The 11,664-nt window shown below is 54.7% G+C and carries 11 protein-coding genes; 6 read left to right on the top strand and 5 right to left on the bottom strand.

Translation table 11 applies throughout. The features are described 5' to 3' along the window. Positions 1-108: 108 nt before the first annotated feature. Positions 109-936 carry a 6-carboxytetrahydropterin synthase gene (locus G403_RS0119955; protein WP_027855557.1) on the bottom strand — a complete coding sequence of 276 codons (828 nt, stop codon included), beginning with the start codon at positions 934-936 and terminating at the stop codon, positions 109-111. Between the two features lie 113 nt (positions 937-1,049). Between G403_RS0119955 and rsuA the strand changes: the two genes are divergently transcribed. From rsuA to G403_RS0119940, 3 genes are read left to right on the top strand one after another with little or no spacing between them, the layout of a single operon-like run. Further along, entirely contained in the window at positions 1,050-1,739 is a 690-nt protein-coding gene (gene rsuA / locus G403_RS0119950) for a 16S rRNA pseudouridine(516) synthase RsuA (RefSeq protein ID WP_027855556.1), read from the top strand. Next, positions 1,739-2,785, top strand: coding sequence for a methyltransferase (locus G403_RS0119945; protein ID WP_051299334.1), 1,047 nt, complete (start codon positions 1,739-1,741; stop codon positions 2,783-2,785). Before rsuA ends, G403_RS0119945 begins: the two co-directional genes overlap by 1 nt. An 11-nt stretch (positions 2,786-2,796) precedes the next feature. Next, positions 2,797-3,465: a YciC family protein gene (locus G403_RS0119940; RefSeq protein WP_027855554.1), complete on the top strand. Its 669-nt coding sequence runs from the start codon at positions 2,797-2,799 to the stop codon at positions 3,463-3,465. A 26-nt stretch (positions 3,466-3,491) separates the two neighbouring features. On the opposite strand, the gene G403_RS24065 is transcribed toward G403_RS0119940, so the two are convergent. From G403_RS24065 to G403_RS0119920, 4 genes are all read right to left on the bottom strand, one after another. Then, the gene (locus G403_RS24065) at positions 3,492-3,767 is read right to left on the bottom strand and encodes a hypothetical protein (RefSeq protein WP_156899749.1); all 276 of its coding nucleotides are present in this window, start codon (positions 3,765-3,767) and stop codon (positions 3,492-3,494) included. A gap of 68 nt (positions 3,768-3,835) precedes the next feature. Continuing rightward, positions 3,836-5,194 (bottom strand): TolC family outer membrane protein, encoded by a 1,359-nt coding sequence (locus tag G403_RS0119930; protein ID WP_027855552.1) that lies wholly within the window; start codon positions 5,192-5,194, stop codon positions 3,836-3,838. Positions 5,195-5,205: 11 nt separating this feature from the next. Then, positions 5,206-6,531 (bottom strand): HlyD family type I secretion periplasmic adaptor subunit, encoded by a 1,326-nt coding sequence (locus G403_RS0119925; RefSeq protein WP_051299332.1) that lies wholly within the window; start codon positions 6,529-6,531, stop codon positions 5,206-5,208. Between the two features lie 12 nt (positions 6,532-6,543). Beyond that, entirely contained in the window at positions 6,544-8,304 is a 1,761-nt protein-coding gene (locus G403_RS0119920; RefSeq protein WP_027855550.1) for a type I secretion system permease/ATPase, read from the bottom strand. A 209-nt stretch (positions 8,305-8,513) separates the two neighbouring features. Here G403_RS0119920 and gmd point away from each other — a divergent pair, with 209 nt between their 5' ends. From gmd to G403_RS24060, 3 genes are all read left to right on the top strand, one after another. Next, positions 8,514-9,497 (top strand): GDP-mannose 4,6-dehydratase, encoded by a 984-nt coding sequence (gene gmd / locus G403_RS0119915; protein WP_027855549.1) that lies wholly within the window; start codon positions 8,514-8,516, stop codon positions 9,495-9,497. 2 nt (positions 9,498-9,499) lie between these two features. Continuing rightward, entirely contained in the window at positions 9,500-10,468 is a 969-nt protein-coding gene (locus tag G403_RS0119910; RefSeq protein ID WP_027855548.1) for a GDP-mannose 4,6-dehydratase, read from the top strand. Positions 10,469-10,752: 284 nt separating this feature from the next. After that, positions 10,753-11,664, top strand: a 912-nt coding sequence (locus G403_RS24060) for a DUF4347 domain-containing protein (protein WP_036234798.1), incomplete at its 3' end; no start/stop codon positions are given.

Raw genomic sequence — 11,664 nt, 5'->3', positions numbered from 1 at the left:
TCGGAACAGCGCCCGTCAAGGCGCTACGCGCCATGCCTGGCGCACAAAACAAAAAGGCGACCGGTTACCGGGTCGCCTTTTTTGCTTTTGTCATAGCTTGGAGTCAGGTCAGGCGACGGCGCCCTTACCGATTCCCTCAAACGCCCGCACCTCAAACACTTCGTCAGGGAACTCCGCTTTAAGCTGCTGCGCTATATGCGCGGCGATCTGCTCCACCGTCGATTCAGTCTCTATATCATAGCAGCAGCGCGCGGGCAGGCTCAGCTTAAACGCCCCCTGAGGCGCACTATAGGCGTAGTGATGAACGCCGCCTGCCTCCTGCCGATGGGCGCGGGTACCGATATAGATATCCCGGAACCGTTCTGCCCAAAGCGCCTCGAGCCGTTCATCGCGCGCGCCATTACGCAGAACCTGTATACGTGAGCGATGGCCATGAGCAATCCGCTGACAGTTGCCCTCATGGGCCTGAAGACCGTGACTGTAGTGATAGAACGCACCTTCGATCGGCTCAGGGACAAACTCAAGAGTGAGCCCCTGCACCTGTTCGGGAAACAGGCCCAGCAGCTGCTCTCGACACCAGTTGGCCACGGGGCCGGGTTCAATCGCTTCCACATCCAACAGCGCGATCGCCTGAGCCGGCGAATCACAGGTCAACTCACCGCCCTGAGGATACACCCAGTTCACCCGCGTTCTGTCAGACTCTTCCATCAACGTCAGGCCCGGCGTGGAGCGCGCCACAACCAGGCAGTGATCCAGGTAGGTATCCAACCACTGCTTGACCCTCTTTTTCACCAGGCCGAAGTCACAGATCATCCCCTGCGCATCCAGTGTCCCATCAAGCATCAGGTTCACGGCCCAGGACTCCCCCAACAATCCTCGTTTGGGGTGTATAAAGGAGAAATCGACATGGGTCAGATTTTCGACGAACAGCTTCACGGTAAACCTCACGGATGGAACGGGCGACTATTTTACCCTATCAAAGCGGTCAGGATCTAAGAATGTGAAGCACTCTTCGTTATAATGGCGCCTTTAACCAACTGCGGATCATCATGCGACTGGACAAATATCTCGCCAAATCCACCGGCTTATCCCGTAAAGAGGTCAAACGTTTGCTTCATGCCGATGAAGTTCGTGTGAACGGCGAGCGGGAGCGTGATCCTTCCCGGCACGTTACCGAGGCAGACCAGGTCACGCTGGATGAGCGACCGATGGAGCACCCCCAGCCTCGATACCTGATGATGAACAAGCCGGAGGGCGTGGTGTGTGCAGCCGATGATCCGACCCACCCGACGGTTCTGGCGTTGGTGGAACTACCACGCGCCGAGGAGCTGCATATCGCCGGGCGGCTGGACATTGATGCCACCGGCCTCGTACTGCTGACCGATGACGGCAAATGGTCTCACCGGGCAACCTCGCCCCGGCATAAAACGGATAAAGTGTACACGGTCACGACCGCAGACCCGATTCCTGAGGATGCGGTGATCGCATTCAAAAAAGGCATTATGCTCAACGGCGAACACTTCCCGACCAAACCCGCAGACCTGAAGCTGCTCGGCACTTGCGAAGCCCGCGTGGTCGTTCATGAGGGACGTTATCACCAGGTCAAGCGCATGTTTGCAGCGCTGGGCAATCGGGTACTGTCACTGCACCGGGAGAGTATCGGCTCAATCGAGCTGGATGAAGACCTGTTTCCCGGCGAGTATCGCCCCCTCACCGATGCTGAGATAGCAAGTATTTAATGGCACAGGATCCCTCTCAGGCGGTGCTTGAAGCACTGCTGCGCCAGTCCCACGGTCAAGACCTCTGGCTGGTCGATGAAAACATTTCACCCCCGGCGATTCCCGCCCTGAGTGAGATGCTGGTGGTCGGCAATCGTTTCGATCGGGTACGGGCACTCGGCGAGCACGGCTGGAATGCACAGTTCTCCGATTTCGACTTGTCCCGTCTGGAATCCGCAACGATCGACCAGATCTTTTACCGCGTCTCCAAAGAGAAAGCGGTCGTTCACCATCTGATTAATGAATCGGCGCGCGTGCTTCGCCCCGGGGGAGAGCTAATTCTTGTCGGCGAGAAAAACGACGGTATCAAGACTTATGCTCGCAAAGCCCAGATGCGCCTTGGGGGAGAACGTACAGAGCGCAAACAAGGCAACGTCTGGACCGCAACGCTTATCCAAAGCGAGCCGGGAGAGCCGCTTGACGACCAGCACTACAATGACCTTAGAGCACTGCTCCCAACCCGGGATGATAGCCCCGGGTACCTGACCAAGCCCGGGCTTTTTGGCTGGAACAAAATAGACCGCGGCAGCGCCTACCTGATTGAAGCGCTACCCGGGATGCTCAATCAAGCACTGCCTCTACATCAGTCGACGCTCGATCTGGGCTGTGGCTTTGGTTATCTGGCACTTAACGCCTGCGGCAAGGATACCGAACTGGTCTGCACGGATAACAACGCAGCCGCACTTGCAGCCTGCCGGGCTAATCTGGAGCAGCGCGGGTTCAGCAACGCCCGTGTTATAGCCAGCGACGCGGGCGATTGCGTACAGGGCGCGTTCGACATTATTTTATGCAATCCGCCCTTTCACGCCGGTTTCAGTATTGAAGGCGACCTGACCGACCGTTTTCTGCAACAGACGCAACGCCTGCTAAAACCGGCCGGGACCGCATGTTTCGTCGTTAATCAGCACATTCCGCTGGAGCGTAAAGCGCACAACAGATTTGCGCAGGTTCACACCCATGCTGATAATGGGCACTTTAAACTGATCACCTTGAAGCAGCCACGTTAACCGGGAGTGTTATGGCCTTCGACTATCTGCGTCAGACCCTGTTTTTCTTTCGTCAGCACCTGTTGTCGCTCGCGGCGATACAGCTGCCTTTTTTGATTGTGCTCGCCATTGCCAATCATATGCTCATTGGCAGCCTCATCGATACTGAAAATCCGGAAGCACAGATGAATGCGGGGTTCGTGGCGATGCTGCGGCTGGCGCTCCTGCCTTTTTATCTGGGGGGCACCATCATCTACCTGCAGTCGGTAATCGACCAGCGACCGGTTCACCCGCTTACGGCGATCCTCAGCAGCGCCAGCAGCTGGGGGCGCCTGCTGATTACCTACATCCTTAACGCCATTGCCGTTTCCATCGGCCTGATGGTACTTGTGGTGCCCGGGATCTATTTCGGTGTTCGCTTTGCCGTTGCCGATTACGCCTGCGTTTTGGAACGCAAAGGCCCCTTCAGTGCCATGAAAGGAAGCTGGGAGCTAACATCCGATTACTTCTGGTTGCTTTTCCAGGGGCTGGCGCTGCTGATGGGAGTACTGTTCCTGGCCAACGTGATGATCAGCCGTGCATTTGCGGATCAGCTTATGATGATGTCACTGTTCTCAGTGGTAATCGATTTTCTGGGCGTACTGGTGACCATCTACGGGTTTCGCATCTACTGCGTCATGCGCGAAGAGCAGACCACCTAGCGCACCATCACACGATAGCGCCATCGCTACAGAAAGTATTGCAGCGTACTGACAAAAGCGGCCGCCACACCCATGCCCAGGCTATTGGCGGCCATATCGATCCAGCAGAAGCCTGACCCGTAAAAGTGATCCCACACCTCTTTGGCCAGGCCAATCAACGCGACAGCTATAAACGCACCGATTAAACCGGTAAAAAAAGCGAACAACAGCATCAGCACAAAGCTGTAACTGAAGTGCTGACGCTTGTCGTATTCTCGGCTATGCAGCAGGCAACGCTGGCCGATTAAAACCAAAGGCCTCATCGAAAAGAGTGCTACTCGTCGTATTGATATTGAGACTATTTTCCTGCGAAACTGCTTACGGTTCAAATTTAACGGCTGGCAACCGGATCAGCATCGGCGGTCAACGTTTCATCAATCGCTACAATATCCTCTTCTCCCAGCAAACCAGCCCACCGTTGCAGCACCAGATGACTGATCAGAAAAGAGTACTGAGCCTCCAACAGATCCCGCTTCGCGCTGTATTCTTCGCGTGTTCTGTCTAGTACATCAATGACGTTATTCACACCATAGGTAAAGCTCTTCTCCGCAGCCTCCCGCGCACGCTCGGAAGAGCGCAGGGCCACTTTTGTCGCTTCTATCCGGGAAACTGCAGAGCCTGCGTTCATATACGCGGTACGAACCTCTTTCAGCACCTCTCGACGCGCCCCCTCCAGCTCCTGCTGAGCGACGACCAAACGCTCGTATTCCGCGTCGGAGCGCGCCTCAGTGCTACCACCGGAGTAGATCGGGACACTCAGGTTGAGTGCGAGCACACCCGACTGGGTGCGTCCACTTTGTGAATTTTCATAACCAATATTGCTTTTTTGTCCGGTCACGGAGAGCGACAGCGTCGGATAATGCCCCCCCGATGCCTGTTTCATTGAAGCCCTCTGGGCTTCAACAGCAGCCTGACGGGAGGCAATCAGCGTGCTGGAAGCCAGGGCTTCATCACGCCAATGTTCGAACCCTCCCAACTCAAAACGCTCCGGCAAACGCGGCTCAGGTTTGAGGCGCTTTAGCTGCTCATAAATAGGCCTGCCCAACACCTCCGCCAAGGCCTCTCGGGCAACTTCCACCCGATTACTCGCTTCTATTTCATCCGCACGTAGCCGGTCCAACCGCGCCTCTGTTTCTAGCTTTTCGGTCACGGGCGCCAGTTGCTTCTCAAAGAACGTTGTAACTCGCTCAAGGTTACGCGACACCACGCGTTTCTCAGCCTGAACCAGCTCCAGACTGTCCTGAGCGGCCAACACTTCGAAGTAACGCTGAACCAAGTCTACTGTCGCATCGGCTATCCGGTCCTGTGCATCCAGGCCAGACTGCTCGGATAGCGCCTTAAACCGCTGATAGCTACGCCAGGCAGGTATATCAAACAGCACTTGCTGCGCAGAAAAGGAATAGCGTTCACCATAGTAGTAGGTTTTGAATGGCCCACTCTCATATCGCGTCCGAGTGCCGCGCGCATCAGCGTTGACCTGAGGCAACAGCCGCCCCAAAGCCTCGCGCTGCTGGTACTCGCCCGCACGCTTATTAGCTTCCGCCGCCAAAATACGGGTATCGTTTTCTTTCGCCTGTTGATAGAGCTCCAGCAAACCCGAAGCCCCGGCCTCCACCGCAGCCGGTTCCGCTGCCGCGACAGAGACCGTGGATAACAGACCAAACAATAGGTACGCGGGTTTAGCTTTCATAAACACACTTATCAATCCTCGATAAAGGAGCGGGCAAAAGCGTTTGTTGCGGGCTGCACCAGGTATTGCAGAAGAGTCCGCTCGCCAGTGTTGATCAGTACTTCAGCAGGCATACCTGGTACGAGCTGCAACTCTCCAAGCATGTCGCGCCCGGCTTCAGTTAACTCCACCCGGCTCAAGTAATAAGGCATCCCTGTTTCCTCATTGACCAAGCGGTCCGCTGAGAGCTGTGTTACCCGCCCTTCAATCACCGGCGTTGTTGCGCTTTTAAAAGCACTAAAACGAATATCAGCCAATTTACCAACGGACACTCGGTCAATATCGATGGGCGACACCTGAGCCTCCACGATCAGTGAGTCAGAGGATGGCACAATATCCAGAATCGGACTGCCTGATTGCACTACGCCGCCAACGGTATGAATTTTCGTACCAATAACCATACCACCCACCGGCGCTCGAACAACGGTTCTTTCAACGCGATCTTCAAGGGCGCGTTTCCGTTCACGCAGATCGAAAAGTTTGGCCTGAACGTCAGACAGCTGATTCACCACCTCTGTGTGGTAATCCTTGGTAAGCTGCAAAATTTGAAGCTCGGTTTCACCCTGACGCATTTTCGATTGGGCGATAGAGGATCTGTGCTCGGCGATCTCCCCCTTAAGCCGCGAGATGCTGCGCTCCATTTCCCGCAGACGCTGCTTGTCGACATACCCCTCGGTAAGCAGATCGGTGAGCTCGTCAACCTCACTTTCATAGGACGTCAACAGCTCGCGCTTACTGGCGATAACCGCTTCGAGGCCTTTAATCTGCTCATCCAACTGTGTAACCCGCTGCTCAAGCACATTCACTTCACCGAGATGTGAACTGCGGCGAGCCGCAAACACTTGCTGCTCACTTTTTACCGCCTCGATAACACGTTCGTCCTGTGCGTCGAACGTTTCAGGGAACTGAATACCGTCTTTCTCGTCACGCTCAGCCTGCAAACGGGCTTCCTGAGCACGGGTCGAAATTAACTGTCCCCTGACAATTCCGAGCTCTGCACGAGGCTGAGTAGCATCGAGAGTTAACAGCACATCACCCTCTTCAACCACATCGCCATCCCGTACTTCAAGGGATTCAACGATTCCACCTTCAAGGTGTTGAATAGTCTTGCGGTAGCTTTTGACGGTTACCACCCCAGGCGCGAGCGCTGCGCTATCCAGGGGAGCCACCGTTGCCCAGGTCCCGAAAATACCAAACGTGAAAAACAGGATAAGCAAACCCACGATTTTGGGTCGCTTATCGGATACATCCAGCTCGAAGTTACCTTCGCGAATTGCTTTAAGAGAATCAGAACTCATGACGGGACTCCGTTAAGCTGGTTTTACCGGCGATACAGCAGCAGGCCGAGCCCCGGAACGGATGCTCTGAGGTGATTGCTGGGCAGCACCGCGACCCTGAGCCTGATTTAACTCAGCAAGGACCTTGTCTCGATCACCGAACGTTACCAACGCCCCCTCCTTGAGAACCATCAGTTTCTGCACCTGGGCCAGGACACTGGCCCGGTGAGTAATTATGAATGTGGTGGCACCGCTTTCCTTGATCGATTGAAGCGCCACAGCCAAAGCAGCCTCGCCCTGATCATCCAAGTTCGAATTGGGCTCATCGAGTACAATCAAACGGGGTGACCCATAGAGAGCTCTGGCGAGCCCAATACGCTGGCGCTGCCCGCCGGACAGGACGCCACCGCTTGCACCGATGACCGTATCATAGCCCTCGGGCAACTGGAGAATCATCTCGTGAACACCCGCCTGTTTGGCGGCCCGCACGACCTCATCCGGATCCACTTCACCAAAGCGAGCGATATTGTCGCTGATAGTTCCATCAAACAGCTCAATATCCTGGGGTAGATAACCGATATGATCACCGAGCTCTTCTCGGTCCCACTGGAAGACATCGGCGCTATCCAAACGGATTTTGCCGCTCAGCGCCGGCCAAATACCCAAGATCGCCCTGGCCAAAGTCGTCTTGCCGGCTGCGCTCGGACCGATGATACCGACCATATCACCCGCCTCAACGTTGAAAGACACCCCTTTTACAACCGGGGTACGGGTACCCGGCGGGGCGATAACCACATTGTCAGCCTGCACATGCCCTTCAGGCACCGGGAGTGACATTCGCTCAGGATCTTCACCGATCTTCTTGAGCATCTCATTCAAGCGCTGGTACTGACCGCGAGCACCAACAAACTGCTTCCAAACGCCAATCATCTGATCAATTGGTGCCAATGCACGCCCCAAAAGAATTGAGCCTGCAATCATTAACCCCGGCGTGATTTCTTGACTGATTGCCAAGTACGCCCCCAAACCCAGCACCAGTGACTGAACGATCATCCGGATCGTTTTCGACATTGAAGTCAAAACGCCCGCACGGTCACTTGCTATTCCCTGCATCGCAAGCACCTTACGGTTCTTTTCCTGCCAGCGATCCCGGATCCGTCCAAGCATCCCCATGGACTCAACAACTTCGGCGTTACGCAGGTTTTTATTGGTAAACTGGGTGGCGGCCATATGTTCCTGGTTCGCCTCCTTCAGCACCTTGCTTGTGATTTTTTCGTTAATCACTGCAATTGTTGCAAGTATGATCACACTGGCGATCGCCACCCAACCGAACCATGGGTGGAAAATAAACATAATGCCGATGTAGATAGGTACCCATGGCGAGTCGAAGAACGCAAACAACCCGTTCCCGGTCATAAACTGGCGCAGTCCGGTCAGGTCACTCAGCGGTTGAGCCGACGCCTGCATACCGCCGCTATACAGCGCCTGCTTAAAGCTAGCATCATAAAAGCGCCCCCCCAGAAGACTGTCCAATTTAGTACTGACTCGAACCATGATCCGCGAGCGAACCCACTCAAGCCCGCCCATGGTCGTCATCATCAGCAGCATCACCAGCGTAAGCATCAGGAGTGTGGACTCGCTACCGCTGGTTACAACACGGTCGTATACCTGAAGCATGTAAATCGCAGGCGTCAGCATCAACAAGTTAATAAACATGCTGAACAAACCAATGCCGATGAAGCTGGAGCGACAGGCGTGCAGCACCGCTTCAAGATCGGTTTTCTTTTTCTCCATTTCCAACTCCCGGGGAGATCGTTGATGCATCCGCATTAGGCAGATGCAACCAAGGGAAGAATTTCGGCCGCTATGCTAGCATAGAGCCCCCGACCGAGGCCATGGACCTAAAGCCACGGGTGGACGTCGACCGGCCTGTACTCGATAATTGGCGCCGGTTGCCTTATACCGACCAAACAACTCACCGAACAAACATTGATGGATTGGCAATGAGCACGAAGCGCGCGTTGATCACCGGGATAACCGGACAGGATGGAGCCTACCTGGCCCAGCTACTCCTAACCAAGGGCTACGAGGTTTATGGACTATCTCCGCGCCGCAGTAACAACGATAGCGGTGCAACGCGCCTGCAGTGGCTGGGTGTCGACAAGGATGTCCAGCTTATCGATGGAGACCTGACAGACCTCTCCAGCCTGATCCGTATCATGCAGCAGATTCAGCCGGATGAAGTTTACAACCTCGGTGCTCAGTCCTTCGTAAAAACCTCGTGGGACCAACCACTTCTGACCGGACAGGTCACAGGCATGGGCGCTGCTAACGTTCTGGAGGCGATCCGCCTGATCTGTCCTCAGGCCCGTTTTTACCAGGCATCCACTTCCGAGATGTACGGCCTGATCCAGGAGCCGATGCAGAGTGAAACCACTCCATTCTATCCTCGCTCCCCCTATGCCGCGGCCAAGCTCTACGCGCATTGGATGACGGTCAATTATCGGGAGAGCTTTGATCTCTATGCGTGCAGCGGCATCCTGTTTAACCATGAATCCCCCCTGCGCGGGCTCGAATTCGTTACCCGCAAGGTGACCGATGGTGTTGCCCGTATAAAGCTTGGCTGGGAAACAGAGTTGCGACTTGGCAACATCGATGCCAAGCGTGACTGGGGACATGCCCGTGACTATGTTAAAGCGATGTGGCTGATGTTACAGCAGGAAACCGCCGACGACTTTGTTATCGCCACCGGCCGCACAACGACCGTGCGAGATATGTGCAAGATTGCGTTCGACTGCCTGGGCCTGGAGATGGAAAAACACCTGGTGATAGACCCCGCGTTTTTCCGCCCCGCCGAAGTCGACATCCTGCTGGGCAACCCTGAAAAGGCCAAACAGAAGCTGGGTTGGGAACCGGAAACCTCTCTCGAATCGATGATAGAGGAGATGGTAGAAGCCGATCTTCAACGACTATCCAGCCGGTCCTAACCGTGACTACTGAAACGTTTACGCCCTCGCGCATCCTGATTACCGGCGGCAGTGGCTTTGTGGGACGCCACCTGTGCGAAGCACTGACCAAGCGTTTTGCACAGGCGGAAATACTGGCGACAGGTTCATCACCTGAACCTGCTTCCCCTTTTCCCTGGTGTTATCAGTCGCTGGACATCACCAATAGTCAGGCGGTGCGCTATCTACTGGAGAGTTACAAACCAGACATCTGCATTCACCTTGCGGCTCAGGCGAACGTCGGGCTTAGCTTCCGCGAAGAAGCACTTACCTGGCGAGTAAACCTTAACGGCACACTCAATTTGCTGGCTGGTGCCTCGGAAGTCACCCCTGGGATGTTATTCATCAACGCCGGATCCTCCGATTGCTATGGCGCCAGCTTCAAATTGAACCGCCCGATTTCGGAGGAGGACCTTCTACAGCCGCTCAACCCCTATGCAGCCAGCAAATCGGCTGCGGACCTGGCGTGTTATACCTATAGCCAAACCAGTGATTTAAAAATCATCCGAGCGCGCCCGTTTAACCACAGCGGGGCTGGACAGTCTACCGAGTACGTTATACCCACCTTTTGCCAGCAAGCGGTCGCCATCGAGCAAGGCAAGCAACAAGCAATCCAGACCGGGGACCTAAGCGCCCACCGCGATATCAGCCATGTCAGTGATATCGTCGCCGCTTACACCGCACTGATCGAACACTCAGACAGATTCGAAAACGGAGAAGCGGTCAATATCGCCTCCGGCGAGGTTATCCAAATGCAGGATATAATTTCGCAGATTCAAAACTTGAGCCGTGCCGAGATCAGACACGCTCTCGATCCAACACGATTACGAAAAAGTGACATCCCGCTGGTATCGAGCAACGTTGAGAAACTAAAGCAGCGTACTGGCTGGCAGCCTACCAAAAACCTCCAGGATATTATCCGGGATGTGCTGACACACGAGCGCAAAGCTTAAAAAGCATAAACTGTGGATTTAGACACCCTGCCTCCACACACCCGATCCTCTCCCCCAGCCTACCCGCCTAACCTCCTTGAGCGAAGGGGATAATCACTATATATTTTGTGTGTCATTAAAGACGGTTAATATCCGTCCCAGATAACCATACAGGGATAGCCCATACGCAATCAGGATTGATGCGAAGCCATGCAGTATCGCGGATCGTTTTAGCGTCCAGGCTCGTCTAGCCATTGGCAGACGGCATGCTATCGACTTACTAAAGAGACCCGGAGACTGCTGGAATGAGTCAACAGCTATATATCATCGATAAATCCGTCAGTGATTATCACTCTATTCTGGAGCAAATTCCTCAAGGAGCAGGCTATCTCCTGCTGGATACGGACCAAGATGGTCTGAAGCAACTGGCGAACTACCTAAGCGACCGGTCAAATATCGATGCAATCCATCTTATATCCCACGGCAGAAGTGGCGAGCTACTGCTCGGCAATAGCAAATTAAATAGCGACTCCATACAAGACTACGAGGCCGAATTCCAACAGATCGGCGCGGCTTTATCAGAGTCCGCTGATATGCTTCTTTACGGTTGCAACCTCGCAGACAGCCCGGAAGGGGTACAATTACTAAAACAAGTCAGCGAATATACGCAGGCCGATATAAAAGCCTCGACTGGACTAACCGGAAGTGATGATCTGGGCGGAAACTGGCATTTAGAGTTTTCACAAGGCGCCCTCGAACATCAAGAGATGAGCTTCAGTTATTCAGGGACGTTGGACGGCGAGATCTACATTGATATTCCGGATCTCATCATTCAGGAGCTGACTTCGGATAAAGCTCAGCTGGGCATCGGCGAATATTTCACCGTCACCACCACCGTCAAGAACATCGGCTCCGCCGATGCCGCTTCATCACGGGTACGCTTCTACCTGTCTGAAGATGCCGACCTCGACACCGAACGCGACACCTACCTCGGGGCGCAAGCCATCTCGGCGCTGGCCTGGACCAACCCCCTGGATCAAGAGCAGACACAACTCAGAATACCCTCCGGCGCACAGCTCAGCGCCGGTGACTATTACTTGATCGCCGCAGCAGATGCCGACAGTGAACTCAGCGAGTCGGATGAAACCAACAACACCACAGCCCTGGCTGTTTCTCTGGGCAAACCCGACTATATCGTCAGTGAAATCAGCACCAAT

Source organism: Marinobacterium litorale DSM 23545, assembly GCF_000428985.1.
GTDB classification, from domain to species: Bacteria; Pseudomonadota; Gammaproteobacteria; order Pseudomonadales; family Balneatricaceae; genus Marinobacterium_D; species Marinobacterium_D litorale.
This window is presented reverse-complemented; position numbering and strand designations above follow the sequence as displayed.

Coding starts and splice junctions, on each gene's coding strand:
- rsuA (WP_027855556.1), top strand. CDS start 1,050: ATGCGACTGGACAAATATCTCGCCAAATCCACCGGCTTATCCCGTAAA.
- G403_RS0119945 (WP_051299334.1), top strand. CDS start 1,739: ATGGCACAGGATCCCTCTCAGGCGGTGCTTGAAGCACTGCTGCGCCAG.
- G403_RS0119940 (WP_027855554.1), top strand. CDS start 2,797: ATGGCCTTCGACTATCTGCGTCAGACCCTGTTTTTCTTTCGTCAGCAC.
- G403_RS24065 (WP_156899749.1), bottom strand. CDS start 3,767: ATGAGGCCTTTGGTTTTAATCGGCCAGCGTTGCCTGCTGCATAGCCGA.
- G403_RS0119930 (WP_027855552.1), bottom strand. CDS start 5,194: ATGAAAGCTAAACCCGCGTACCTATTGTTTGGTCTGTTATCCACGGTC.
- G403_RS0119925 (WP_051299332.1), bottom strand. CDS start 6,531: ATGAGTTCTGATTCTCTTAAAGCAATTCGCGAAGGTAACTTCGAGCTG.
- G403_RS0119920 (WP_027855550.1), bottom strand. CDS start 8,304: ATGGAGAAAAAGAAAACCGATCTTGAAGCGGTGCTGCACGCCTGTCGC.
- gmd (WP_027855549.1), top strand. CDS start 8,514: ATGAGCACGAAGCGCGCGTTGATCACCGGGATAACCGGACAGGATGGA.